This is a genomic window from Streptomyces sp. NPDC000134, from assembly GCF_042899225.1.
Lineage (GTDB): Bacteria > Actinomycetota > Actinomycetes > Streptomycetales > Streptomycetaceae > Streptomyces.
This window is the reverse complement of sequence record NZ_JBIAZN010000003.1, coordinates 414,854-440,340: the sequence shown is the minus strand read 5'-3', so window position 1 is coordinate 440,340 and position 25,487 is coordinate 414,854. Positions and strand designations below refer to the sequence as shown.

The following is a 25,487-nucleotide window of genomic DNA, read 5'->3' as shown; positions in this document are numbered from 1 at the left end:
GGCCAGGCAGGGCGTACGTGCTCTTCAGTGGCTGAGGGCCTCGCCCATCGAGGTCAGCCAGTAGGTGACCTTCAGGGAGCTGTCGACGTAGACGCCGTCCGCGGGCAGGGCCACGGTGGCGATGGAACCGTTGTCGAAGGGGACCGTGAGGGTCTTCGCGGTGTAGCCGCCGGTGCCGCTGCCGTCGCCGGCGGACGTCAGCACGCCCGCGTAACCGGACTTGCCGGGGGCCAGGGTGGTCACCGCCTGCGGCTGGGAGTCCGCCACCACCGGCGGCACGGCCTGCGCCTCGCCGAACCGGGCCATCGGGTACGCCGGCAGGTAGCAGGTCGACGAGCCGGTGTTGGTGGCCGTCAGCAGCAGGTGGTTGATCGGGCGGGAGACCTCCGTGGCGGTGATCCGCACGTCGGAGGCGGAGCACTTGCCGGGCTTGTCCGAGGCGGTGCCCGTGCCGGTCCGGGCGGAGGTGTCGTCCTTCTTCGCGCCGCCGGCGTTCGGGGAGGCGTGCGAGCCGTCGGTCTTCCGCGCGCCGGTGTCCTGGTCCGTGCCGGACTGCGCGTCGGACTCCGCGTCGGGCTTGGCCTCGGGGGAGGCGGAGACCTCGGTGGTGGCGGTCGGGGCGGAGGTCGCGGCGGCGGAACCCAGGTCCGCGCCGTCCTCACAGGCCGTCAGCGACAGCGCGGCCAGCGCCACCGTGGAAGCGGCGAACAGGCGGATGCGGGTGGTGCGTGCGGACATGGGTCCCCCTTGGGTCACGTGGTGAGTTACGTGGTGAGTTACGTGGCTGGTACAGGCCGCTCGACCGTTTGCCGGGAGCGGCTGCTTGACTGGTCTCAGCCTGGGGCAGCGGCCGTGCCGCTCGCCAGCGCTGCCGGCCTTTACGGGACACTGGGATGCCGGGAACGGCCTGACCTGCGGGAACGTCTTCCCTCTGGGACGGCCCGCGGGGACGTGAGTACGGGGATACGGGGATTCGGGGAGTGGGAGGGACAGTGGCGGGGGACGACTTCGCTGGACTGCTGCGGGAGCTGAAGGAGCGGTCCGGGCTCAGCTACGGGGTGTTGGGCAAGCGGCTGCACATGAGCGCGTCCACGCTGCACCGGTATGTGAAGGGGGAGGTCGTCCCGGCGGAGTTCGCGCCCGTGGAGCGACTGGCGCGGCTCTGCCGGGCGACCCCCGAGGAACTGCTCGAACTCCACCGCCGCTGGCTCCGCGCGGACGCGTTGCGGGGGGTGAAGCCGGAACCGGCGGCCGGTGCGGCCCGTGCGGCGGGAGTGGCCGGTGCGGCGGGAGTGGCGGAGGCGGCTGCGGCCGGGGGCGCGGGGGCGGCATCGGAAGCGGTGAGGGTCGCGGGAGCGGCGGCTCAGGCGGCGCCGGGTGCGGCGCCCGGAACAGCGCCCCAAGCGCCGCCCGAGCCCGGGGCCGACGCGGCGTCCGAGGGCGCCGGGGAGCGCGGTGCCGGGGACGTACGTACCGTCCCTGCCGGGGATGTGCGTACCGCCCCTGCCGGGGACGTAGGTGCCGCCCGCACCGGCGACGTACGTACCGTTGCCGGCGGGGATGCAAGTGCCGCATCTGTCCGGCCCGTTGACGACCCGTCGGACGAGTCCGGTCCCGTCACCGTCGTAGGTGGCCCCCCGCGCGGCGAGGGCGGGCGGGTGCGGCGGCGGGCCGCTCTGTACGGCGGGGCCGGGGTCGGGGTCGCCGCCGCCGTCGCGCTCGTCGTGGCGCTGCTGCCGGGCGGGGGTACCGGTGACAAGGGGCCGGCCGGCGCGGTCGCCGAGGCGACCGTGTCCCCGCGGGCGTCGGAGTCCGCCTCGGCCCCGGCCTCGCCGTCCGCCGGTGCCCGGTCGAAGTCGCCCAGCGCGAGCGCCAGCGCGAGCGGCCGGGCCTCCGCCTCGCCGTCCGGGGCCGGGAAGCCCGAGGCCACCGCCGGCCGGGCCGACCCGGCCGCCCCGGCCGCCGGGGCCGGGGAAGCGGGCACGCCGGTCATCGTGCAGACCACGCCGTACTACTGGGACGTACCCTGCGAGCAGGACTTCCTGATCGACCGCAGCCCGGAGAACGTACCCGAGCCGCCCCCCATGCAGGACGCGGTCGGCTGGCTCACCCCGCTCGGGGCCGTCGCCGCCGACCGGCAGCAGGTCGCGCTCACCGTGCAGGGCACCGGCACGCAGACCGTCGTCCTGCGGGGCCTGCACGTCCGGGTCGTGGGCAGCGGGGCGCCGCTGGACTGGAACCGGTACACGATGGGCGTCGGCTGCGGCGGCGGCGTGGGCACCAAGTCCTTCGACGTCTCCCTCGACCTGGGCAACCCCATGGCGACGCCGATCAACGGGCATCGGGACTTCCCGTACAAGGTGAGCGAGTCCGACCCCGAGGTCTTCTTCGTCACCGCGCACACCAGCGGGCACGACGTCCGCTGGTACCTGGAGCTGGACTGGTCCAGCGGGACCCGCTCGGGCACCGTCCGGATCGACGACCACGGCAAGCCGTTCCGGACCAGCGCCGCGGGCAAGGACTACTACGGGTGGATGCTGGGCGGCACCAAGTGGGACCACTTCGACGGCGAGTGAGCGGAACCGGCGGGCGGGCCAACGGCCGTGCGACGTAAGGTGATCGAGCGTTCGAACGCCGTCCGTCCGCCTGCCCTCATTTCCCCATGGAGACGCCCATGACCGGTGACGCGCTCAGCCAGGACCCCGCGGAGCTGCGGAGGAGGATCGACAGCACCAAGGCGCACCCGGCCCGCGTCTACGACGTGTTCCTCGGCGGCAAGGACCACTACCTGGCCGACCGGGACGCGGCGGCCGCCGGGCTCGCCGCCAACCCGCGCGGCTACCTCGACGTACGGCACAACCGGGACTTCCTGCGCCGCGCCGTCACCGCGCTGTCCGGCGAGGACGGCATCCGGCAGTACCTCGACATCGGCACCGGGCTGCCGACCGCCGAGAACGTCCACCAGATCGCCCAGCGCATCGCCCCCGACTCCCGGGTGGTGTACGTCGACAACGACCCCGTCGTCCTCGCGCACGCCCGCGCGCTGCTGACCAGCGGGCCCGAGGGACGCACCGACTACATCGACGCCGACCTGCGCGACCCGGGGGCCATCCTCGAACAGGCCGCGAAGGTCCTCGACTTCGACAGGCCGATCGCGCTCTGCCTCGTCGCCGTACTGCACTTCGTGGAGGACGCCGAGGCGTACCCGATCGTGCGGGAGCTGGTGGAGGCGCTGCCCGCCGGCAGCCGGCTCGTGCTCAGCCACCTCACCGAGGACCTCAACCCGGAGAACATCCGCGCGGTCCAGCGGACGTACACCGAGCGGGGGTTCACCTTCGTGCTGCGGACGCGGGCGGAGGTGACGCGGTTCTTCACGGAGAACGGGCTGGAGCCGGCCGAGCCCGGGGTGGTGCCGGTGCACCACTGGCGGCCCGACCACGCCGCGCCCGTGCCCGAGCAGCCGGACGAGACGGTGCTCGCGGGCCTGGAGGACATCGAGAAGGTGCGCTACCAGGACATCAACGACGTGACGGACGCGGACATCAACGTGTACGCGGGGGTCGCCGCGAAGGGCTGATCCGGGGCCGCGGCGTCCGCATCACGGAAACGTGCCTGTAGGCGGCATGTATATGCCTAGGCTGCGGGACCAGCCGTGACCGCAGCCGAAGGGACCCGCCATGACCGTCACCGAGCCCGCCCCCGCCCCCGCCCCGGTCGCCGCCCCGGTCGAGCGCGCCCCGCTGCCGCCGCTCGCCGCGCGGGCCCGGTCGATCGGCGGGTCGCCGGTGCGGGACATCCTCGCCGTCACCGCCCGCCCCGAGGTGATCAACTTCGCGGGCGGGCTGCCCGCGCCCGAACTCTTCGACGCCGAAGGGGTCGCCGCCGCCTACCAGGCGGTCCTCACCACGGCACCCGGACGGGCCCTGCAGTACTCCACCACCGAGGGCGAACCCGCCCTGCGTGCCGCGCTCGCCGCCCGCACCACCGCCCGGGGCCTGCCCACCGGCCCCGACGACCTGCTCGTCACCACCGGTTCCCAGCAGGCGCTGTCCCTGCTCGCCACCGCCCTCCTCGAACCCGGCGACACCGTCCTGGTCGAGGACCCCTGTTACCTCGCCGCGCTCCAGGTGTTCGGCTTCGCCGGTGCCCGGGTGCTCCCCGTCCCCGGCGACGCGCACGGCCTCGACCCCGAGGCGCTGGAGGACCTGATCACGCGGGAACGCCCGAAGCTGCTCTACACCGTCCCCACCTTCCAGAACCCCACCGGCCGCACCATGCCCGCCGAGCGCCGCGCCGCCGTCGCCGAGGCCGCCGCCCGGCACGGACTGTGGATCATCGAGGACGACCCGTACGGGGAGCTGCGCTTCGAGGGCGAGCGGGTGCCGTGGACAGCCGCCCACGAGGCCGCCCGGGACCGGACCGTGCTGCTCGGCTCCCTGTCCAAGGTGATGGCCCCCGGCCTGCGGCTGGGCTGGCTGCGCGCCCCGGAGCACCTGCGGCGGGCCTGCGCGGTCGCCAAGCAGGCCGCCGACCTGCACACCCCGACCGTCAACCAGTTGGCCGCCGCCCGCTACCTGGCCGACCGGGACCTGGACGCCCACGTCCGCCGGGTCGCGGGGGTGTACGGCGAGCGCCGGGACGCCATGCTGGCGGGGCTCGCGGACGCGCTGCCCGAGGGGTCGGTGTGGAACCGTCCGGAGGGCGGCATGTTCCTGTGGGCCAGGCTGCCCGAGCGGTACGACACGGCCGCGCTGCTGCCCGAGGTGGTCCGGCACGACGTGGCCTACGTGCCGGGGGCGCCCTTCTACGCTGGTGAACCCGACCGCGCCACCCTGCGGCTCTGCTTCGTCACCCAGACCGTGGAGGAGATCGGGGAGGGGCTGCGCCGCCTGGGCGCGGCGCTGCGGGCCCGGTAGCGCTTCGTCCCGGCTCCGGGGTGGGGGTGAGTCCGCTGCCGGTCCGGCAGCGGATCGCCGGGCATCCGTCCGCAGCCGTCAGGCCCGCGGTGCCCGGGACGGGTGTCCCCCCGCCGGGGAGACGGGAGGCACCCGGGTGGGTCACACCGCCGCGGTGTGCCCCGTGATCGGGCAGGCGCCGGCCGCCGCGGTGCCGAAGGAGGCGGTCCTGGCGGTGGACGCCGTTCCGCCGATCTGCTGGAGGATCTCGTCGGAGAGCAGGTCCTCCTTGCCCTTGAGGGCGTCGGCGACCTTGAGGTCGGTGTTGAAGACCATCTCGGCGGCGACGTTGTCCTGGACGATCCGGGCCAGGTTGTCGAGGGCCACGGCGATCGGGTCCGAGGGGGTCTCGACGGTCGGCAGGTCGATGAGGTGGGTGTCCACCTTCGCCTGGTTCATGGTGCGGCGGATGATGATGGACGCCTGGTTCAGCTCGGCCGTGGTCCAGATCGACAGGACCGTGACGTAGAGGTCGCTCCACGCGGCCTCGCCGATCAGCGTGCGCCAGCGTTTCATCAGTCCTTCGATACCGGTGATCTGCGCGGTGGCGGCGAAGGTCATGTTGACGCGGATGGACGGGTAGACCTGGGCGGCGAACCGGTTGAACGACACCATGTCGAACGACTGCGCGGTGACGGAGGCGTCGATGAACGCGACGGCCTCGGAGAGGATCTTGGCGCAGGAGTTCTCCAGGTCCTCGGGGAGGTTCGCGGTGCCGAGCTTGGTGTACGCCGCCTGGAGCGTGGACTTGAAGGCGTTCAGCGGGGTGATCCAGCCCTTGTCGCCCGGCGCCTTGGTGACGACCATGGCGAGGTCGTGCGGGTCGATGCGGTCCGCGTTGGGGATGTTGGGGACCTGGTCGCTGAGGTAGGCGGCGAGCACCGAGAAGACGCCCAGGGGAACGTGGGCGATCGACTTGGCCAGTTCGAAGTACTCCGGGACCGGGTCGACGGTCTCGACCCGGGTGCCGTTGTTGATGAGGGTGAAGCGTCCGCCGACCGCGTTGTTGGACACGACGATGACGGGACTGAGCTGCGTCGTCAGTTCGCTCTTGAGGGTCGCGTAGTTCGCGCGCATCTTCGCGTTGACGGCGCGTATCGCGTCGCGGGCCGCCTTCTGGTCGGTCGCGGTGACTCCCGCGGTGGCCGCCGAGGCGGTGGAGGCCGATTGGCCGGTGAACAGCGTTGCCGCCCCGACGGCCGACGCGGTACCCAGGAATCCTCTACGTGTTGTCATGCCCCGTCTTTCCTGCTTCGGTGAGTGGAAGTGCCTTTTCGGCGATGTGGGGGGACAGCGTGGGGGGGATTCAGGGTGGGGGGATCTCAGGGTGGGGGGAGTCTCAGGTCAGGGACTTCTGCGACGGGACCACGACTCCGTAGAGATCCTGGACCGTGGCGAGAGCCGCCTCGTGGACCTGCTGGGCCGGGATGCCGTTCGGGTCGCCCTTCAGGGGCAGCGGCCGGGTCGCGGAGGCGTCGGCGACCACGGTCGGCGTGTTGCCGTTGAGGAATGCTCCCTGGGCGGTGAACAGGGTGCACATGTTCGTCATGAAGCCGGCGATGATGACGTTCTTGCGACCGGCCTTCTCGACCTGCTCGGCGAGGTCCGTGCCGTGGAATCCGTCGGGGACGCTCTTCTCGACGACGGGCTCGCCCTTGGCCGGCTTGAGCGCCGGGATGATCTGGCCCGCCTTCGATTTCAGGTCGTAGCCCTTGTCGACGATGTGGATGACCGGCGTGCCCGCCTCGCGGGCCCGCTTCAGCAGGGCCTCGGCGTTGTCCACCACCGGCTTCCAGCCGTCGAGTTCCATCACGCCGGAGGTGTAGGTGTTCTGGTAGTCGACGAGGATGAGCGTGGCGTCGGAGAGCGTCGCCGGGGTCTCGCCCAGGTCGTTCAGCTCGCGCAGGGTCGTCGTGTCCTTCGCGGCGTTCGTCGCGGTGGAGGCGGCGGCCGACGGCTCGTCCTTGGCGGTGGCGGCCTCGGAGTCACCGCCGCACGCGGTGGCGGTGACCGAGAGGACGGCGGCGGCGGCGAGCGCGACGGCCGGGCGGGACAGCTTCATCAGGAGATCTCCTTCTGCGACGGAACGACGACCCCGTACAGGTCGGCGATGGTGGCGAGGGCGCCCCGGTGCACCTGGTCGGCGTCCAGCTCGGTGCCCGCGACCGGCAGCGCGCGGGTGGCGCAGGCGTCGGCCACGACGGTGGGGCGGTTGCCGCGCAGGAAGGCGCCCTGGGCGGTGAAGGCCACGCACATGTGCGTCATGAAGCCGGCGATCACGAGGTCGCCGTTGCCCGCGGCGTCGACGTGCCGGTCGAGATCCGTGTCGACGAACGCGTTCGGCGCCTTCTTGACGACGACGGGCTCACCGTCGCGCGGCGCGACGCTCGGGTGGATCGCGCCGATCTCGGCCCGGATGTCGTAGGGGGTGCCCTCGCCGCCGTCATTGACGACGTGGATCACCTTCGCGCCCTCCTGGCGGGCCCGCGCCAGGAGCCGGGCGCCGGCGTCGAGCGCGTCGCGCCAGTTGTCCAGCTCCATGACGCCGGTCGTGTAGGTGTTCTGGTAGTCGATCAGGACCAGGGTCGAGTCGGCGAGCTTCGCGGGGGTGTCGTCGAGTCCGTTGAGCTGGCGCAAGGTCGTTCTGGGCATGGGAAACCGCCTCATGTGGCTTGTCGGGAAAGGCAGTTCACCGGCTCGGTGACCTGCGCCTATGACGCTACGGGCCACCTGTGGTGTCGGCAATGTCATCTAGCATGCAGTTACCGACATGGGGGTCGGTCTGAGTGTCGTCCGGTGTGGGGGTCCCGTGAGCGCTGTCCGAAGGCTGATCGTCATCGTCCTCTTCGAGCACGTCGACCTGCTCGACGTCACCGGTCCGCCGGAGGTGTTCTCCCTCGCGCGCCGGGAGACGGACGAGGCGGCGGGCTACGACGTGGTCCTCGCCGCGGAGACCATGGACCCCGTCACCACCGGCGCCGGGGTCCGGGTCCTGCCCGACACCACCTTCGACGAACTGTCGGTGCGGAGCATCGACACCCTGATCGTGCCCGGCGCCGTCGAAGTGGACGAGCGGCGCCGCGTCCACCCGCTCACCGACCCCGCCGTGGTGGCGCGGGTGGGGCAACTCGCGCGCCGGACGCGCAGGGTGACGTCCGTCTGCGTCGGCGCGCACATCCTGGCCGCCACCGGCCTGCTCGACGGCAAGCGCGCCACCACGCACTGGTCGACGGCCCAGCGGCTCGCCGCCGATCACCCGGCGGTCGAGGTCGACGCCGATCCGATCTTCATCCGCGAGGGGGATGTCTGGACGGGCGCCGGCATCAGCGCCTGCCTCGACCTCTCCCTCGCCCTGATCGCCGACGACCTCGGCGAGGCCGTCGCCCTGCGTGTCGCCCGGCAACTGGTGATGTACCTGAAGCGGCCGAGCGGCCAGAGTCAGTTCAGTGTCCCCCTGGAGCAGGTCTCCACGACCCGCCGCGTCGAGGACCTCCGCCACCACATCATGCGCAACCTCGCCGAACCGCTCACCGTCGCCGACCTCGCCGGGCACGCCCACATCAGCGACCGGCAGCTCACCCGGATCTTCAAGAACGAACTCGGCACGACCCCGCACGCCTACATCGAGTCGGTCCGCGTCGAGGCGGCGCGCCACCACCTGGAGTCCACCGACGCCACCCTCGAACGGATCGCGTCCGACTGCGGACTCGGCACCGTCGACACCCTGGTCAGAGCCTTCCGCCGCCGCCTCGACACGACCCCGACGGAATACCGGCGCCGCTTCCGGACCGGCGCGCACGGCTGACGCTGCCCCCGCGCGAGTCCGCTTCTCGCCTCGGGCCCGCCCTGCTGCGCGACCGCTCCAGCGACTGCTCCGGCCGGGCCGGGTTCCGGCCGGGGCGGGCGAGCCGGGCGTGTCACCCGTTCCGTACCGTGTGTCCATGGCTCACAGCACCCGGGAAACCCCCTTCGACCTCGACGGGTATCTCGAACGGATCGGCTGGCAGGGGCCCCGGCGGGCCGACGCGGACACCCTGCGGGGCCTGCACCTCGCCCACCTGCGGGCGATCCCGTTCGAGAACCTCGACGCCCTCGCCGGCCGGGCCCCCTCCCTCGACCCGGAGGACCTGACGGCCAAGCTGGTGCGCGGGCGGCGCGGCGGCTACTGCTACGAGCACAACACGCTGTTCGCCCGCGCCCTGCGCGCACTGGGCTTCGGCGTGACCCTGCTCGCCGCGCGGGTCGTGGTCGGCGCCGACCGGATCGAGGACCGGCCCCGCACCCACATGGCGCTGCTGGTCGAGGCGCCCGGCACACCGGAGCCCTACCTCGCCGACGTCGGGTTCGGGGCGATCGGGTCGCTGCTGGAGGCGGTGCCGCTGCGGGCGGACACCGAGTTCCACGACGCGGGCCGCCGGCACCGGCTGACGCGGACGCCGCACGGGGGACCGCTGGACCTGTGGCTGCTCCAGGCCTGGACCGGGGAGAGCTGGCAGGGGCAGTACGCCTTCACGCCGGAGCCGTTCGCCGAGTCCGACTACGAGGTCTTCAACTGGCACGTGGCGACCAACCCCCGCTCCCCGTTCAGCCGCCGCCCCTACGTCCAGCGGCTCACCCCGCGCGGGCATCTGCTGCTCGACGGCGACCGCCTGGTGGAGACCCGCGACGACGGCACCGTCACCGAGCGGAAGCTCACCGGGGACGACGAAGCCCGCCGGGTCGTCGAGGCGGAGTTCGGCCTCGACGTCCCGGCGGGCCTGGTGCTGCTCAGAGGCGCTCGGGCGTCCTGATGCCCAGCAGCGCCATGCCCCGGTGCAGGGTACGGGCCGTGATGTCGCACAGGAACAGGCGGTTCTCCACCTGCTGAGGCGACTCGGCCTTCAGCACCGGGCACTTGTCGTAGAAGGACGTGTAGAGGGAGGCGACCTGGTACAGGTACGCGGTCAGCTTGTGCGGCGCGTACTCCGCCGCCGCCTCCGCGACCGTCTCCCCGAACGCGTCCAGGTGCAGCCCGAGGGCCCGCTCGGCGGCGTGCAGCGCCAGCTCCGGGTGGGCCACCGGCCGCACCTCGTCCGCCTTGCGCAGGATCGACCGGATACGGGCGTACGCGTACTGGAGGTAGACGGACGTGTCGCCGTTCAGCGAGACCATCTGGTCCAGGTCGAACTTGTAGTCCCGGTTCGCCGACGTCGACAGGTCCGCGTACTTCACCGCGCCGATGCCCACCTGGGCGCCCCGCTCGGCGATCTCCGCCTCGGACAGGTCCTGCGCCTTCTCCCGTACCACCGCCGAGGCCCGGTCGACGGCCTCGTCCAGCAGGTCGACCAGCCGGACCGTCTCGCCCTCGCGGGTCTTGAACGGCTTGCCGTCCTTGCCGAGGACCGTGCCGAAGGCCAACTGCACGGCCTTCACGTCGTCGTTGAGCCAGCCCGCCCTGCGCGCCGTCTCGAAGACCATCTTGAAGTGCAGCGACTGACGGGCGTCGACCACGTACAGCAGCGTGTCCGCCTTCAGGTCGAAGACCCGGTCGCGGATCGCCGACAGGTCGGTGGCCGCGTAGCCGTAACCGCCGTCCGACTTCTGCACGATCAGCGGGACCGGCTTGCCGTCCGGGCCCTTGATGTCGTCGAAGAAGACGCACAGCGCGCCCTCGGAGCGGACCGCGACCCCGGACTCCTCCAGGAGCCGGCAGGTCTCCGCCAGCATGTCGTTGTACCCCGACTCGCCGACGATGTCCGGGTCCCGGATCTCCATGTCGAGCTTCTCGAAGACGGAGAAGAAGTAGATCTTCGACTCGTCGACGAACTTCTGCCACATGGCCAGCGTGTGCGCGTCCCCGGCCTGGAGGTCGACCACCCGGCGCCGCGCCCGCGTCTTGAACTCCTCGTCGGAGTCGAACAGCCTGCGCGCGGCCTTGTAGAGCCGGTCCAGGTTGGACATCGCCTCCTCGCCGGAGACCTCGCCGGCCCGGTGGTCCAGCTCGTGCGGGTGCTCGTCCAGGTACTGGATGAGCATGCCGAACTGGGTGCCCCAGTCGCCGATGTGGTGCCGCCGCACGACCGTCTCGCCGGTGAACTCCAGGATCTGGCGGACCGAGTCGCCGATCACCGCGGACCGCAGATGGCCGACGTGCATCTCCTTCGCCACGTTCGGCTGGGCGTAGTCGATGACCGTCGTGCCCGGGTGCCCCGCGAGCGGCACGCCGAGGCGGCCGGTGTCGTCCGCGTACCGCGCGGCCAGGTTCCCGGTGATCGCCCGGTCGCCGACCGTGATGTTCAGGAAGCCGGGGCCGGAGACCTCGACGTCCGCGATCAGCTCGCCCGTCGTGACGTGCGCGACGACCTCGGCGGCCAGCTCCCGCGGATTGGCCTTCGCCTTCTTGGCCAGCGCCAGGATGCCGTTGGCCTGGTAGTCCGCCCGGTCGCTTCGTCGCAGCAGCGGGTCCGCGGCGGCCTGGGGCCGCACCGCGGCGAGGGCGGACGCGAGCTGCTGCTGGACGGAGTCGCTGAGGGACGTGACCGAAGCCATAGGAAGGGGTGCCGTTCTCCTCGTGGGGATCGATAGACACGCCCAGTCTCTCACGGGGGCAAAGCGGTTTTCCCGAGCGCGATCCCGTCTGTGAGAATGGGCTGTCACCCCGTTCAGAAAGAAGGACGTGCCGATCGTGGCTCAGAGCACCGAGACCACCGACTGGGTCTCCCGTTTCGCGGATGAGGTCATCGCCGAGTCGGAGCGTCGGGCCCCGGGCAAACCGGTCGTGGTCGCGTCCGGCCTGTCCCCGTCGGGCCCCATCCACCTCGGCAACCTCCGCGAGGTCATGACCCCGCACCTGGTCGCCGACGAGATCCGGCGCCGCGGCCACCAGGTCCGCCACCTGATCTCCTGGGACGACTACGACCGCTACCGCAAGGTCCCGGCCGGCGTCGAGGGCATCGACGAGACCTGGGCGGAGCACATCGGCAAGCCGCTCACCTCCGTCCCCGCCCCCCAGGGCTCCCCGCACCCCAACTGGGCCGAGCACTTCAAGGCCGCGATGACCGGGGCCCTCGCCGACCTCGGCGTGGAGTTCGACGGCATCAGCCAGACCGCGCAGTACACCTCCGGCGTCTACCGCGAGCAGATCCTGCACGCCATGCGGCACCGCGCCGACATCGACGCGGTCCTCGCCCAGTACCGCACCAAGCCCAAGACCGCCAAGAAGCCCCAGCAGAAGCCGGTCGACGCCGCCGAGCTGGAGGCCGAGGAGGGCTCCGGCGCCGCCGCCGAGGACGACGGCAGCTCCGGCTCCGCCGGGTACTTCCCGTACAAGCCGTACTGCGGCAACTGCGAGAAGGACCTCACCACGGTCACCGCCTACGACGACGACTCCACCGAGCTGACCTACGCCTGCACCGCGTGCGGCTTCTCCGAGACCGTCCGGCTCAGCGAGTTCAACCGGGGCAAGCTGGTCTGGAAGGTCGACTGGCCGATGCGCTGGGCCTACGAAGGCGTGATCTTCGAGCCCAGCGGCGTCGACCACTCCTCGCCCGGCTCGTCCTTCCAGGTCGGCGGGCACATCGTCGGCATCTTCGGCGGCCGGCAGCCCATCGGCCCGATGTACGCCTTCGTCGGCATCAGCGGCATGGCCAAGATGTCCTCCTCCAAGGGCGGCGTGCCCACCCCCGCCGACGCCCTGAAGATCATGGAGCCGCAGCTCCTGCGCTGGCTCTACGCCCGCCGCCGGCCCAACCAGTCCTTCAAGATCGCCTTCGACCAGGAGATCCAGCGGCTCTACGACGAGTGGGACCGCCTCGACGCCAAGGTCGCCGACGGCACCGCCCTGCCCGCCGACCTCGCCGCCCACTCCCGGGCCGTCCGCACCGCCGCCGGCGACCTGCCGGCCACGCCCAGGCCGCTGCCGTACCGCACCCTGGCCTCGGTCGCCGACATCACCGCCGGCCACGCCGACCAGGCCCTGCGCATCCTCAGCGAGCTGGACCCCGCCCACCCGCTGACCTCCCTGGACGAGGCCCGCCCCCGCTACGACAAGGCCGAGGCGTGGATCAACACCCACGTCCCCGCCGACCAGCGGACCATCGTGCGCCAGGAACCCGACGCCGAACTGCTGAAGTCGCTGGACGAGCCGTCCCGGCAGTCCCTGCGCCTGCTGCTCGACGGCCTCGCCGACCACTGGTCGCTGGACGGGCTCACCCACCTCGTCTACGGCGTGCCCAAGGTCCAGGCCGGGTTCTCCCCCGACGCCACGCCCAAGGAACTGCCGCCGGAGATCAAGACCGCCCAGCGGTCCTTCTTCGCCCTGCTCTACCACCTGCTCGTCGGCCGCGACACCGGCCCCCGGCTGCCCACGCTGCTGCTGGCGGTGGGGCAGGAACGGGTGCGGGCACTGCTCGGGGAGTAGACCGGAACCAGAAAAAGAGGGGGCCCTCGTCGGAGGGTCCCCTCTTCTCTCGTGCTTCTCTCCTGCCTCAGGCGATGTGGTCTTCCTCCAGCTCCGCGTTGTACCGGTTGGTGAAGCGGTTCACCATGCGCTTGGCCTCCTCCGCAGGCAGCGAGATGCCGAACTCCGCCTCGACGTTCTCACCGAACTCGCGGGGCGTCGGGTAACCACCGCCGGGGATCGCCTTCTTGAAGACCTGGTAGTAGTCCTCCTCGTCCGGCTCCGCGACCGGCGTGCCACCGCCCTCGCCCAGCTCGCGGGTACGCCCCGGACTCACCGGAATGGGGAAACCGCCCGTCTCCTCCGGCGGCGGCTCCTCCTCGTACTGCTCCCGGTACTCCTCCGCCAGCCGCTGCTCCTCGTACCACTCGGCGTACTGGTCGGGGTCGTAGTCCGGGTCGTAGCCGCCGTGGTACTCGACGGACTGCGGGTCGCGGGCGTGCAGCCACGGATTGCGGTCCTCGGCGGGCTTCGCGCCGGCCGGCCCGGCCTCCGGGGCACCGGCCAGCTCGGGCCGCTGCTCACCGACGGCCACCGGCTGAAGCCGCGGTTGGGTCTGGGCTTGGGCCTGGGTCTGGGTCTGGGCCTGCGGCTGCGGCTGCGGGGCCGGGGGCAGCACCGCCGGTTCGATGCCCGCCGCCGCCAGACCCGCCGGGGCGGTCTCCGCGAGCGGGACGCCGTACCGGGCCAGCCGCAGCGGCATCAGCGACTCCACCGGAGCCTTGCGGCGCCACGCGCGGCCGAACCGGGAGCGCAGCCGGGCCTGGTAGACCAGCCGCTCCTGCTCCAGCTTGATCACCTGCTCGTAGGACCGCAGCTCCCACAGCTTCATCCGCCGCCACAGCAGGAACGTCGGCACCGGCGACAGCAGCCAGCGGGTGAGGCGGACGCCCTCCATGTGCTTGTCGGCGGTGATGTCCGCGATCCGGCCGATCGCGTGCCGGGCGGCCTCCACCGAGACCACGAACAGCACCGGGATCACCGCGTGCATCCCGACGCCCAGCGGGTCCGGCCAGGCCGCCGCGCCGTTGAACGCGATCGTCGCCGCCGTCAGCACCCACGCCGTCTGCCGCAGCAGCGGGAACGGGATACGAATCCAGGTCAGCAGCAGATCGAGGGCGAGCAGCACACAGATGCCCGCGTCGATGCCGATCGGGAAGACGTAACTGAAGTTCCCGAAGCCCTTCTGCAGCGCCAGTTCGCGGACGGCCGCGTAGGAACCCGCGAAGCCGATCCCGGCGATGATCACCGCACCGAAGACGACGACGCCGATCAAGACGCGGTGCATCCGTGTCAGCTCAAGTGGCGCGGCCACTCGTACTCCCCTCCCAGTGCGTGTTGTTGCGCGCAACAGAGTGGCACATGTGTGCGGGAGCCGAGTGGCCGGACGGGTGAGTGGGCCCCGGGTCAGCTCTGGGTGGCGGACTCCGACGGCGACGCGGAGGCCGACGCGGAGGGGGACTTCGAGGACGAGTCCGAGGACGGCTTCGACGAGTCCGAGGACGGCTTCGAGGACGACTCGGACGGGGAGGCGGCGGTGTCGCCGTTGGCCTCGGCCACCGCGGCGACCACCTCCTTCGCCGCCTTCTCGGCGTCCTTCACCAGGTCGGATGTGTCGGGCGTCCTGTCGCCCGCCAGACCGGCACCGTTGTAGTCGACGGTGACGACGACGTTCTCCGCCCGCACCACCACCGTCTGCTGCTTGAAGGTGCCTTCCTTCTTCTTCAGCTCGTACGTCACCACCGACGCCTCGTCACCCGCACCGGTGAACGGCTCCGTCTTCACGCCCTTCGCGCCGTCCGCGCTCTGCGCGTCCTGGAGCTGCTTCGTGTAGTAGTCCCCCGCCAGCGCGTCGCCCGCGCCGCGCGTCGCGTCCGACTCGAAGCGCAGCATCGACACGTTCAGCCAGCGGAACTGCGAGCCCTTGACGCCGTTGTTGTCCAGGCTGTCCCAGGAGCAACTGCCGCGCGTCCCGGTGTCGCTGGAGGTGCCCTCCTTGCCCGACTTGGTCCCCTCCGGCACCAGGTCGCCCAGCGTCTTCTTCGTCAGCACCGCGCACGGCTCCGGCAACTTCCGGTACGCCGCCGCCTGCACGGTCGGGGACGGGCTCGCGGACGCCGACGCGGACGCCGTGCCCTCGGCCTTCTTGTCCCCGCCGGCGCTGCCGCCGCCGTCTCCGGAGCCGGAGTCGGAGGAGCAACCGGCGGCGACCAGCATCACGGGGACGGCCGCCGCGCAGACAAGGACGCGGTGGAGGCGCTTGGCTCGCTGGTCACGCTGGTCTCGCTGGGCTCGTCGCTGCATGGTTCCTTCACTCATGACGCTCGTGGTTCCTGCGGTCCGGAACGGGTCCGGTGGGCCACGGTACGCGTTGGGAAAACCCCGTGTTCCCCCTTCGGCGGCTTCGCGAACGCGCCCCGCGGCCGGTGGACGCGGCTCAGCTTCCGAGCGAATCGGCCAGCCGGACGGCCAGTTTCCGCGCTCTGTCCTGCAATTCCTCGCTGTCGGGCACGACTCCGACGGTGGTCGGCTGCTCGGTGTACTCGATGGTCACGATGACGTTCGACGTGCGGAACGCCACAGTCACCGTGCGGCGTTCGGCCGTCGAGCCGGAGCTGTTCAGCTCGTCGTCCAGGAACGCCTCGTCGCCGAGACCTTCCAGGAGCCGGGGCTGGAGGTCGGTGGGGGCGGCACCGGGGCCGGTGGGCGAGCCGGACGGATCGTCGGCGGAGGGGGAGGCGGAGGCGGACGAGGAGGGGGAGGCGGAGGCGGACGCGGACGCGTTCGGGGAGGGCGCGTTCGCGCCCGTACCGGTCTCGTCGTCCGTGCCGGTCCCGGTCTCCGTCTCCGTCTCCGTCTCCGTCTCCGTCTCCGTCTCGGAGACGAGGGGCTCGGGGAGGTCCGCCGCGTCCTGCTTCGTCGCGAACAACTGCTCGGCCTGGCTGTCGTCGCTGACCGTGTTGTCGTACGACACCACCCGCTCGAAGTCGACGAGCAGATGGTCCGTCGCGTCCGCCGAGTCGACCTTCCAGCGGCAGCCGACCTTGCGGTCGGTGTCGTACGTGAGCGTCGCCTCGCCCGCGTACGCCTTCTCCCGGCGCTCCTCGTCCGTGATCTGCCGCAGACCCGGCAGCAGCGAGTCCAGCGCCTCCTTGCCGACCGCGCGGCAGGGGTCCGGGAGGGTGCGGTACTTGCCGGGCTGGGCGGCGGCGGTGGTGGCGCCGGTGCGGCCCGGGTTGGAGTCGTCGGTCGTGCCCCCGTCGCCGGAGCCGCCGGTGCAGCCGGTCAGCAGCGCCGCGAGGAGGGCGGCGGCGCCGGATACGTACGCCTTCCGCTGCACGGTCAGGCTCCTCTCGACGGTGGCCGTCTGCTCGGTCCTTCAGTGTCCCCGCTGGTTATTCGCTTGCCGCGCGGGGGTGTCCCCTGGGGACAATGTGTATCGCACGCGCTGCCGCGGACGCCGGTCCGATGTCTTATTCGTTGATCCAGGCGCCGGTTTTTGCGTTTCGAGACTTCTGTTGGGTTCCCGGGGGAACGAGGGCGATATGTCGTACGTGGAAGTGCCGGGCGCGAAAGTGCCGATCCGCATGTGGGCCGACCCGGCGTCGGTCGAGGACGGCGCGATGCAGCAGTTGCGGAACGTCGCGACGCTGCCGTGGATCAAGGGCCTGGCCGTCATGCCGGACGTGCACTACGGCAAGGGCGCGACCGTCGGTTCCGTCATCGCCATGCGGGGCGCGGTGTGCCCGGCGGCGGTGGGCGTCGACATCGGCTGCGGCATGTCGGCGGTCCGCACCTCCCTCACGGCGAACGACCTCCCGGGCGACCTCTCCCGGCTGCGCTCGAAGATCGAGCAGGTGATTCCGGTGGGGCGGGGGATGCACGCCGACCCTGTCGACCCGGGGCGCCTGCACGGCCTCGCGACGGCCGGGTGGGACGACTTCTGGGGGCGGTTCGACGGGGTCGCGGAGGCGGTTCGGTTCCGTCATGACCGTGCGGAGAAGCAGATGGGAACACTCGGTGGCGGGAATCATTTTGTCGAATTTTGTATAGATTCGTCCGATTCGGTCTGGTTGATGCTGCACTCCGGTTCCCGGAACATCGGCAAGGAACTCGCCGAGCACCACATCGGCATCGCCCAGAAACTCCCGCACAACCAGGGCCTGGTCGACCGCGACCTCGCCGTCTTCGTCGCGGACACCCCGCAGATGGCGGCGTACCGCAACGACCTGTTCTGGGCGCAGGAGTACGCGAAGTACAACCGCACGATCATGATGGCGCTGTTCAAGGACGTGGTGCGCAAGGAGTTCAAGAAGGCGAGGCCGACCTTCGAGCCGGAGATCTCCTGCCACCACAATTACGTCGCGGAGGAGCGGTACGAGGGAATGGACCTGCTCGTGACCCGCAAGGGCGCGATCCGGGCCGGTTCCGGGGAGTACGGCATCATCCCCGGGTCGATGGGCACCGGCTCGTACATCGTGAGGGGCCTCGGCAACGACAAGTCCTTCAACTCCGCGTCGCACGGCGCCGGCCGGCGCATGAGCCGCAACGCGGCCAAGCGCCGGTTCTCCGCGAAGGACCTGGAGGAGCAGACCCGGGGCGTGGAGTGCCGCAAGGACTCCGGGGTCGTCGACGAGATCCCGGCCGCCTACAAGCCGATCGAGCAGGTCATCGACCAGCAGCGCGACCTCGTGGAGGTCGTGGCGAAGCTGAAGCAGGTCGTCTGCGTGAAGGGCTGACGCCCCACGGTCACGCCTCCCGGTGGACCTTCGTGTTCGACGCCTGGGCGCGGGGGCGGACGACCAGGAGGTCGATGTTGACGTGGGAGGGGCGGGTGACCGCCCAGGTGATGGTGTCGGCCACGTCGTCCGCGGTCAGGGGGTCGGGGACGCCCTGGTAGACCTTGGCGGCCTTCTCCTCGTCGCCGCCGAAGCGGGTCAGGGCGAACTCCTCGGTCATGACCATGCCGGGCGCGATCTCGATGACGCGGACCGGGCGGCCGACGATCTCCAGGCGGAGGGTCTCGGCGAGGACGTGCGCGCCGTGCTTGGCGGCGACGTAGCCCGCGCCGCCCTCGTAGGTGGCGTGGCCGGCGGTGGAGGAGACGACGACGACCGTGCCGTCGCCGCTCGCCTCCAGCCTGGGCAGCAGGGCCTGGGTGAGGTTGAGGGTGCCGATGACGTTGGTCTCGTACATCCGGCGCCAGTCCTCCGGGTCGCCGGTGGCCACCGGGTCGGCGCCGAGGGCTCCGCCGGCGTTGTTGACCAGCACGCCGATGGTCTTGAAGGCCGTCGCGAACTCGTCCACCGCGGCGCGGTCGGTGACGTCCAGGGGGTAGGCCGTCGCCTTGTGGCCGGCCGCCTGGATCTCCTCCGCCAGGGCCTCGATGCGGTCCTTGCGGCGGGCGGTGAGGACGACGCGGTAGCCGGCGGCGGCGAGCCGGCGGGCGGTGGCGGCGCCGATGCCGCTGCTCGCGCCGGTGACTACGGCGATGGGGGACGGGGTCGTGGACATCGTGCTCCTCGGGCTGCGGCGGGCGCGGCGGGCTGCGGCCCAGGATAGGGCGGGGGGTGGGTGGGGCCGGGTGCGGGTGGGGCCGGGTGCGGGTGGCCGGGGGCTCAGGCCGTCCTCGGGGGCCACATGATCACGGCCATGCCGGCCAGGCAGATCAGGGCGCCCGCGATGTCCCAGCGGTCGGGCCGGTAGCCGTCGGCGACGGTGGCCCAGAGCAGGGAGCCGGCGACGAAGATGCCGCCGTACGCGGCCAGGACGCGGCCGAAGGGGGCGTCCGGCTGGAAGGTGGCGACGAAGCCGTACGCGCCGAGGGCGAGGACGCCGCCGGCCGCCCAGAGCCAGCCGCGGTGTTCGCGCACGCCCTGCCAGACCAGCCAGGCGCCGCCGATCTCGAACAGCGCGGCGACGACGAAGAGGGCGGCGGAGCGGAGGATCAGCATGGGGGCAGCCTGGCACGGACGGGTTTTGTCGCCTGTGGGGGGCGGTCGGGCCGGGCCGGTCCGGGTCGGGCCGGTCCGACTGTCGGCCGTGTCGCCGTCCCCCCGCGCTTCGGTCCCGCCCCGCCCCGGGTCCCCCGGCCGGAACCCCGTGCTCCGGTCCCGACCCGCCCCAGGTCCCCCGGCCGGAATAACGTCGGACGGGCAGTCGTTCAGCGGTATAGTTGAACGGTCAACAACTTGGAGGTTGAGCGACCATGCAGTTCGGCATCTTCACCGTCGGCGACGTCACCCCGGACCCGACCACGGGCCGTACGCCGACCGAGCGCGAGCGCATCAAGGCCATGGTCGCCATCGCGCTGAAGGCCGAGGAGGTCGGTCTGGACGTCTTCGCGACCGGTGAGCACCACAACCCGCCGTTCGTGCCGTCCTCACCGACGACCATGCTCGGCTACATCGCGGCGCGGACCGAGAGGCTGATCCTGTCGACGTCCACCACGCTGATCACCACCAACGACCCGGTGAAGATCGCCGAGGACTTCGCGATGCTCCAGCACCTGGCCGACGGGCGCATGGACCTGATGATGGGGCGCGGCAACACCGGCCCGGTCTACCCCTGGTTCGGCAAGGACATCCGCGAGGGCATCAACCTCGCCATCGAGAACTACGCCCTGCTGCACCGCCTGTGGCGCGAGGACGTGGTCAACTGGCAGGGCAAGTTCCGCACCCCGTTGCAGGGCTTCACCTCCACCCCGCGCCCCCTGGACGGCGTCGCCCCGTTCGTCTGGCACGGCTCGATCCGCTCCCCGGAGATCGCCGAGCAGGCCGCGTACTACGGCGACGGCTTCTTCCACAACAACATCTTCTGGCCCGCCGACCACACCAAGCGCATGATCGAGCTGTACCGCGACCGGTACGCCCACTACGGGCACGGCACCGCGGAGCAGGCGATCGTCGGGCTGGGCGGCCAGGTGTTCATGCGGAGGAACAGCCAGGACGCGGTGCGCGAGTTCCGGCCGTACTTCGACGTCGCCCCGGTCTACGGGCACGGGCCGTCGCTGGAGGAGTTCACCGCGCAGACCCCGCTCACCGTCGGCTCCCCGCAGCAGGTGATCGAGAAGACGCTGTCCTTCCGCGAGTACGCCGGTGACTACCAGCGCCAGCTCTTCCTGATGGACCACGCCGGGCTGCCGCTGAAGACCGTCCTGGAGCAGCTCGACCTGCTCGGCGAGGAGGTCGTGCCGGTGCTGCGCGAGGAGTTCGCCAAGAACCGGCCGGCGACCGTGCCGGACGCCCCGACCCACGCGTCCCTGCTCGCGAAGAAGTCCGGGAACGCCGAGACCACCGAGAACGCCCAGAACTCCGAGAACGCCGAAGAGGTGAGTGCCCGATGAGGCTCGTCGTCGTCTCGGCGGGGCTGAGCGTCCCGTCCTCCACCAGGCTGCTGGGCGACCGGCTCGCCGCCGCCACCGGTGCCGACGAGGTCCGCGTGGTCGAGCTGCGCGACCTCGCGGTGGAGATCGCGCACACCTTCACCAACGGGTTCCCGGGACCGGACCTGTCCGCCGCCTTCGAGGCGGTCGCCGCCGCCGACGGGCTGATCGTCGTCACGCCGGTGTTCTCCGCCTCGTACAGCGGGCTGTTCAAGTCCTTCTTCGACGCGCTGAGCGGCAGCGACCCGGAGGCGCTCGGCGGCAAGCCGGTGCTGATCGCCGCGACCGGCGGCAGCGCCCGGCACTCGCTGGTCCTCGACCACGCCCTGCGGCCGCTGTTCTCCTACCTCAAGGCCGTCGTCGTCCCGACCGGGGTGTACGCCGCCGCCGAGGACTGGGGCGCCGAGGGCCTGGACGCCCGTATCGGCCGGGCGGCCGGGGAACTGGCGGCGCTGGTCTCCGGGACCTCCGGGACGCCCGCCCGGCCCGCCCGGAAGGCGGACACCTTCGAGGACGTCATGCCCTTCGAGGAGCGGCTCGCGGGGCTGCGGCCCACCGGGTGAGAGCCCGGTAAGAACGGCGTGCGCCGGGGTCCCGGCCCCGGTGCGCCGGCCGCGGCCTTGGCAGACTGGGCAGGTGCCCCAGACAGCCCAGACGGTTCTGCTCGCCGAAGACGACCGCGCCATCCGCAACGCCCTGGAACGCGCCCTCACCCTGGAGGGTTACCAGGTCACCGCGGTCGCCGACGGCGCCACGGCGCTGGCGCGGGCCCGCTACAGCCGCCCCGACGTGCTGGTGCTGGACGTGATGATGCCGGGCATCGACGGCCTCCAGGTCTGCCGGGCGCTGCGCGCCGAGGGCGATCCGACGCCGATCCTGATGCTGACCGCGCTGGTGGAGACCGCCGACCGGATCGCGGGCCTGGACGCGGGCGCCGACGACTACGTGGTCAAGCCGTTCGACGTCGAGGAGGTCTTCGCCCGGCTGCGCGCCCTGCTCCGCCGTACCGGGGCCTCCCGCTTCGCCGTCCCCGAGGACCTGCCCAAGCCCCCGCCCGACCCCGCCGGGACCCCCGGGCGGTACATCGAGGCGGCCGGGCTGCGGATGGACCCGCAGGCCCGCCGGGTCTGGCGCGGGGACCGGGAACTGGAGCTGACCCGCACCGAGTTCGAGCTGCTGGAACTGCTGGTGCGCAACGCCGGCATCGTCCTGGACCACGCCACCATCTACGACCGGATCTGGGGCTACGACTTCGGGCCCGGCTCCAAGAACCTCGCCGTCTACGTCGGCTATCTGCGCCGCAAACTCGACGAGCCGGGCGCGCCGCAGCTCATCCAGACGGTGCGTGGCGTGGGTTACGTGCTGCGGGAGGGCTGAGTGGGCGGGCGCCCGTGGTCCTCCCGGCGCGGCCGGCCGGGGGCGGGAGCGGAGCACGAGGGGGAGCGGCCGGTGGCGGGGCAGGGGCGGCGGCCCCGGCTGGCGTCGCTGCGGACGACGTTCGCGGTGTCGTTCGCCACGGTCACGGCGGTCGTCACGGTCCTGGTCGGGCTGCTGTCGTACGGCGCCGCCGCCCGGCTGGTCCGGGTCGACCAGGAGACCGTGTTCGGGCAGGTCGTACGGGATCTGCGGGACGAGGTGCGGCAGCAGCGGATGTCGCCCGACGACTTCTCCTCCGCCGCGCCCGGCCACGACATCGTCCGTCCGGCCCGCACCGACGTGCAGGTCCTCGGGCCCGACGGCGCGGTCTCCGACGCCTCCGAGCCCGAACTGCCGGTGACCGCCGCCGACCGCCGTACCGCCGCCGCGGCGCCCGCCGGGCGGATGGTGCAGCACAAGGACGTCGACGTCGGCGACGACGTCTTCCGCGTCGCCACCGTCTCGCTGGGCGGCGGGCGGGGCGCGGTGCAGGTGGCGCAGGAGTTCAGCGACACCGAGGACCTGCTGCGCACCCTCCAGCAGCGGACGCTGCTGCTGATGGCCGTGGTGGTGACCGCCGCCGGGCTGTTCGGCTGGTGGCTGGCCCGGCGCATCACCCGGCGGCTGGTCGCGCTGACCGCCGCCGCCGAGGACGTCGCCCGCACCCGGCGACTGGGCATCCAGGTGCCGGTGACCGGGTCCGACGAGGTGGGCCGCCTCGGCCGGGCCTTCGACCGGATGCTGGGCCGGCTCGCCCAGTCGGAGGAGGACCAGCGCCGGCTGGTCCAGGACGCGGGCCATGAGCTGCGTACGCCGCTGACCTCGCTGCGGACCAACATCTCGCTGCTCGGGCGGATCGACGAGCTGCCGCCCGCCGCCCGTGAGGAACTCGTCGCCGACCTCGGCCAGGAGGCCCGCGAACTGACCGACCTCGTCAACGAACTGGTCGACCTCGCGGCCGGCCAGGCCGACACCGAGCCGCCGCAGCGGGTCGACGTCGCCGAGATCGCCCGTGACGTGGCGTCCCTGGCCCGGCGCCGCACCGGCCGCGCGATCACCGTACGGGCGTGCGGCGAGACCACGACCGAGGGGCGGCCGACGCTGCTGACCCGGGCGCTCTCCAACCTGGTCGAGAACGCCGCGAAGTTCGACCCGGACGGCACCACGCCCATCGAGGTCGCCGTCGCCGGGCCGGCCCTGCCGGGGACCCTGCGCGTCGAGGTCCGCGACCGCGGGCCGGGCATCGCCGACGGCGACCTGGACCGGGTCTTCGACCGCTTCTACCGCGCCACCGACGCCCGCTCCCGCCCCGGCTCCGGCCTCGGCCTGTCCATCGTCCGGGAGGTGGCCCTGGCCCATGGGGGAGCGCCGTTCGCCTACCGGCGGGAGGGGGGCGGGTCGGTGATCGGGTTCACGATCGGAGGGGTGGGGGCGGGGGCGGGGGTGGGGGCGGGGGCCGGGTAGGTGCGGTTCGCGGTGGGGGTGGGCGGTGGTGCGGGCTGTTCGCGGTGACGGTGGGTGGTGGTGCGGGCTGTTCGCGGTGACGGTGGGTGGTGGTGCGGGCGGTTCGCGGTGGGGGTGGGCTGCTGGGATGGGGCGTTCGCGGAGGGTGGGGTGCTGGTGTGGGCCGTTCAGTGTGGGCTGTTCACGGTGACGCCGTCCAGCGGGGTGCCGTCTCCGCCCAGCGGGCGTCCCATTCGGCGAGGTTGCGGCGGCGCAGCAGGGCCGCCGAGGCCCACTGGGCGGCGACGCCGAGAAGGGCGACGGCCAGGAAGGCGAGGATGGCCCAGCCCATGGCGAAGCTGCGGACCTCCTCGGCGGTGAGCGGCGGCTCGGTGAGCGACCCGTCGGCGCCGACCCAGACCCGGACGGCGCTGTCCGCGGGCGTGCCCGGCGGTACGTCGGTCGTGCCGGTGCGGGGGCGGCCGTGCGGGTCGGTGAAGCGGACCTCGACCGGGTAGCGCGCCCGGCGGGCCTCGTCGGAGCCGGGCTCCGGGTGCCGGGGGGCGTCGCGCAGGAGGACGGCGGTGGTGTGGTGCCGGGTGTGGGCCTGCCGCTCGGCGGTCGCCCGGTAGTGCCGGTCGGCGGTGTCGCCGACGGCGAGCGCGGCGAGCAGGCCGAGGAGCGGCACGGTCAGCAGCAGCCCGAGCGCGATCCAGCCCTGGAGCCGGTCGGTGCGCCGGCACAGGGGGTTGTGCCGGTGGCGCCACGGGAGCACGGGACGGACGTACCGCTCAGGGGCGGGAGGTGGCTGGGCGGGAGGTATCGCGCCGGACACCGGGGTCCTCCTTCCGGCGGCGGGGGCCGGGGGCCGAGGGAGACGGGGCTCAGGGGAACGGGGGATCACCGGCGCCGGTGCCCGGCGGGTGCGGGTGCGGGTCCGAGTGCGGGTGCGGGCCCGTGACCGACGGATGGGCGTGGGCGGCGCGCAGCACCAGCGCGGCGCCGCGGACCGCCGCGGTGTGCGGCGCGGGAACGGTCCGCAGCGGCGCGCGCAGACCGGCGAGCAGCCGCCAGGTGAGGTCGGGCCGCAGCGCGCCGCCGCCCGCCAGCAGCGCGCCCCGGCGCAGGGCACCGGCGGTGACGGACGTACCGTCCTGCCGGCGCATCGAGGCGACCATGGCGGTGACGGCGTCGCTCAGTTCCGCCGACGTCCCCGCGTCGGAGAGGTCGGTGGTGCCCAGGGCGGTGCGGCGGGCGTCCCACACCGCGCCGTCGACGAGGAGCACCACCTCGGTGAGATGGGCGCCGATGTCGATCACGAGCAGCGGCCGGGAGAGGTCGGCGTCCGCGGCCAGGGCGACGGCGCGGGCGGCGGGGACGGTCAGTACCGCCCGTGGCCGCAGCACCGCCAGGGCCGTACGGGCCCGTTCCCGCCAGGCCGGACCGCCCAGCACCGGCGCGGTCACCACCACCAGCGGCCGGGCCGGGCGCGGCAGCCGGTGGCCGAGCAGCCGGTCGAGCATCCGCGCGGTGCCCGGTACGTCGACGATGGTGCCCCGCTGGACCGGCCGCACCGCGCCGGTGACGGTGGGCGCGTCGAGCACCGTGCCGCGACCGGAGATCCAGGCACGGGTACGGGCGCTGCCCAGATCCAGGGCGAGCCCCGAACACTGCCGGCACAGCGGCCATGGGCGGTGCCGGTGCCGGTGCCGGGCCGGGGAGCCGGGTCGGGGGCTGCGGGGGAGGGTCATCGTGCGGCCTCCGGCGGTCGTCGGCACGGCGGGCTGGGCCGGTCCGGGTGCTGGGCCGGGGGGCCGGGTCGGGGGCTGCGGGGGAGGGTCATCGTGCGGCC

Annotated in this window: 23 protein-coding genes; 11 read left to right on the top strand and 12 right to left on the bottom strand. The window is 72.6% G+C overall.

The window, feature by feature from the left end; all coding sequences use genetic code 11:
* Window positions 1-24: 24 nt before the first annotated feature.
* A complete protein-coding gene (locus ACFY32_RS06820; RefSeq protein WP_390673596.1) occupies window positions 25-738 on the bottom strand; it encodes a DUF4232 domain-containing protein in 714 nt (237 codons plus the stop codon).
* A gap of 254 nt (window positions 739-992) precedes the next feature.
* Here ACFY32_RS06820 and ACFY32_RS06815 point away from each other — a divergent pair, with 254 nt between their 5' ends.
* From ACFY32_RS06815 to ACFY32_RS06805, 3 genes are all read left to right on the top strand, one after another.
* Window positions 993-2,576: a helix-turn-helix domain-containing protein gene (locus ACFY32_RS06815; protein WP_390673595.1), complete on the top strand. Its 1,584-nt coding sequence runs from the start codon at window positions 993-995 to the stop codon at window positions 2,574-2,576.
* 98 nt (window positions 2,577-2,674) lie between these two features.
* Complete coding sequence (locus ACFY32_RS06810; protein ID WP_359189732.1) at window positions 2,675-3,577, top strand: SAM-dependent methyltransferase; 903 nt, start codon at window positions 2,675-2,677, stop codon at window positions 3,575-3,577.
* 100 nt (window positions 3,578-3,677) lie between these two features.
* On the top strand, window positions 3,678-4,916 hold the full coding sequence (locus tag ACFY32_RS06805) for a PLP-dependent aminotransferase family protein (protein WP_390673594.1): 1,239 nt from the start codon (window positions 3,678-3,680) through the stop codon (window positions 4,914-4,916).
* 141 nt (window positions 4,917-5,057) lie between these two features.
* Here the strand turns inward: ACFY32_RS06805 and ACFY32_RS06800 are convergent, their stop codons facing one another.
* The 3 genes from ACFY32_RS06800 to ACFY32_RS06790 form a co-directional block, all read right to left on the bottom strand.
* Window positions 5,058-6,191: a hypothetical protein gene (locus ACFY32_RS06800; RefSeq protein ID WP_359189726.1), complete on the bottom strand. Its 1,134-nt coding sequence runs from the start codon at window positions 6,189-6,191 to the stop codon at window positions 5,058-5,060.
* A gap of 103 nt (window positions 6,192-6,294) precedes the next feature.
* Window positions 6,295-7,017 carry a cysteine hydrolase family protein gene (locus tag ACFY32_RS06795; protein WP_390673593.1) on the bottom strand — a complete coding sequence of 241 codons (723 nt, stop codon included), beginning with the start codon at window positions 7,015-7,017 and terminating at the stop codon, window positions 6,295-6,297.
* The gene (locus tag ACFY32_RS06790) at window positions 7,017-7,607 is read right to left on the bottom strand and encodes a cysteine hydrolase family protein (RefSeq protein ID WP_359189720.1); all 591 of its coding nucleotides are present in this window, start codon (window positions 7,605-7,607) and stop codon (window positions 7,017-7,019) included. The genes ACFY32_RS06795 and ACFY32_RS06790 overlap by 1 nt, the downstream gene beginning before the upstream one ends.
* 157 nt (window positions 7,608-7,764) lie before the next feature.
* Here ACFY32_RS06790 and ACFY32_RS06785 point away from each other — a divergent pair, with 157 nt between their 5' ends.
* Together ACFY32_RS06785 and ACFY32_RS06780 are read left to right on the top strand one after the other, a co-directional pair.
* A complete protein-coding gene (locus ACFY32_RS06785; RefSeq protein ID WP_390673592.1) occupies window positions 7,765-8,760 on the top strand; it encodes a GlxA family transcriptional regulator in 996 nt (331 codons plus the stop codon).
* Window positions 8,761-8,896: 136 nt separating this feature from the next.
* Window positions 8,897-9,745 carry an arylamine N-acetyltransferase gene (locus ACFY32_RS06780; protein WP_390673591.1) on the top strand — a complete coding sequence of 283 codons (849 nt, stop codon included), beginning with the start codon at window positions 8,897-8,899 and terminating at the stop codon, window positions 9,743-9,745.
* On the opposite strand, the gene argS is transcribed toward ACFY32_RS06780, so the two are convergent.
* Window positions 9,723-11,483 carry an arginine--tRNA ligase gene (argS, locus tag ACFY32_RS06775; RefSeq protein WP_359189711.1) on the bottom strand — a complete coding sequence of 587 codons (1,761 nt, stop codon included), beginning with the start codon at window positions 11,481-11,483 and terminating at the stop codon, window positions 9,723-9,725. The genes ACFY32_RS06780 and argS overlap by 23 nt on opposite strands.
* Before the next feature lie 127 nt (window positions 11,484-11,610).
* Between argS and lysS the strand changes: the two genes are divergently transcribed.
* A complete protein-coding gene (gene lysS, locus ACFY32_RS06770; protein WP_390673590.1) occupies window positions 11,611-13,353 on the top strand; it encodes a lysine--tRNA ligase in 1,743 nt (580 codons plus the stop codon).
* A 67-nt stretch (window positions 13,354-13,420) separates the two neighbouring features.
* Here lysS and ACFY32_RS06765 read toward each other — a convergent pair whose 3' ends face one another.
* The 3 genes from ACFY32_RS06765 to ACFY32_RS06755 form a co-directional block, all read right to left on the bottom strand.
* Entirely contained in the window at window positions 13,421-14,680 is a 1,260-nt protein-coding gene (locus ACFY32_RS06765) for a DUF2637 domain-containing protein (protein ID WP_390673589.1), read from the bottom strand.
* Between the two features lie 119 nt (window positions 14,681-14,799).
* Window positions 14,800-15,696 carry a DUF3558 family protein gene (locus ACFY32_RS06760; RefSeq protein ID WP_390673588.1) on the bottom strand — a complete coding sequence of 299 codons (897 nt, stop codon included), beginning with the start codon at window positions 15,694-15,696 and terminating at the stop codon, window positions 14,800-14,802.
* A 133-nt stretch (window positions 15,697-15,829) separates the two neighbouring features.
* Window positions 15,830-16,732, bottom strand: a complete 903-nt coding sequence (locus ACFY32_RS06755; RefSeq protein WP_390673587.1) for a DUF3558 domain-containing protein — start codon at window positions 16,730-16,732, stop codon at window positions 15,830-15,832.
* A 205-nt stretch (window positions 16,733-16,937) separates the two neighbouring features.
* Between ACFY32_RS06755 and ACFY32_RS06750 the strand changes: the two genes are divergently transcribed.
* Window positions 16,938-18,131: an RtcB family protein gene (locus tag ACFY32_RS06750; protein WP_390673586.1), complete on the top strand. Its 1,194-nt coding sequence runs from the start codon at window positions 16,938-16,940 to the stop codon at window positions 18,129-18,131.
* A gap of 10 nt (window positions 18,132-18,141) precedes the next feature.
* On the opposite strand, the gene ACFY32_RS06745 is transcribed toward ACFY32_RS06750, so the two are convergent.
* Both ACFY32_RS06745 and ACFY32_RS06740 read right to left on the bottom strand, forming a co-directional pair.
* Window positions 18,142-18,906 carry an SDR family NAD(P)-dependent oxidoreductase gene (locus tag ACFY32_RS06745; protein ID WP_390673585.1) on the bottom strand — a complete coding sequence of 255 codons (765 nt, stop codon included), beginning with the start codon at window positions 18,904-18,906 and terminating at the stop codon, window positions 18,142-18,144.
* Between the two features lie 104 nt (window positions 18,907-19,010).
* A complete protein-coding gene (locus tag ACFY32_RS06740) occupies window positions 19,011-19,346 on the bottom strand; it encodes a YnfA family protein (protein ID WP_359189689.1) in 336 nt (111 codons plus the stop codon).
* 254 nt (window positions 19,347-19,600) lie between these two features.
* Between ACFY32_RS06740 and ACFY32_RS06735 the strand changes: the two genes are divergently transcribed.
* The 4 genes from ACFY32_RS06735 (at window position 19,601) to ACFY32_RS06720 (ending at window position 23,656) form a co-directional block, all read left to right on the top strand.
* Complete coding sequence (locus tag ACFY32_RS06735) at window positions 19,601-20,737, top strand: LLM class flavin-dependent oxidoreductase (RefSeq protein ID WP_359189686.1); 1,137 nt, start codon at window positions 19,601-19,603, stop codon at window positions 20,735-20,737.
* Entirely contained in the window at window positions 20,734-21,339 is a 606-nt protein-coding gene (locus ACFY32_RS06730) for an FMN reductase (RefSeq protein ID WP_390673584.1), read from the top strand. Before ACFY32_RS06735 ends, ACFY32_RS06730 begins: the two co-directional genes overlap by 4 nt.
* A 73-nt stretch (window positions 21,340-21,412) precedes the next feature.
* The gene (locus tag ACFY32_RS06725; RefSeq protein ID WP_359189680.1) at window positions 21,413-22,153 is read left to right on the top strand and encodes a response regulator transcription factor; all 741 of its coding nucleotides are present in this window, start codon (window positions 21,413-21,415) and stop codon (window positions 22,151-22,153) included.
* Window positions 22,154-22,225: 72 nt separating this feature from the next.
* The gene (locus tag ACFY32_RS06720) at window positions 22,226-23,656 is read left to right on the top strand and encodes an ATP-binding protein (RefSeq protein ID WP_390673612.1); all 1,431 of its coding nucleotides are present in this window, start codon (window positions 22,226-22,228) and stop codon (window positions 23,654-23,656) included.
* A 181-nt stretch (window positions 23,657-23,837) separates the two neighbouring features.
* Here ACFY32_RS06720 and ACFY32_RS06715 read toward each other — a convergent pair whose 3' ends face one another.
* Window positions 23,838-24,470 (bottom strand): hypothetical protein, encoded by a 633-nt coding sequence (locus ACFY32_RS06715; protein ID WP_390673583.1) that lies wholly within the window; start codon window positions 24,468-24,470, stop codon window positions 23,838-23,840.
* A gap of 49 nt (window positions 24,471-24,519) precedes the next feature.
* Window positions 24,520-25,386, bottom strand: a complete 867-nt coding sequence (locus tag ACFY32_RS06710) for a rod shape-determining protein (protein ID WP_359189863.1) — start codon at window positions 25,384-25,386, stop codon at window positions 24,520-24,522.
* Window positions 25,387-25,487: the final 101 nt, after the last annotated feature.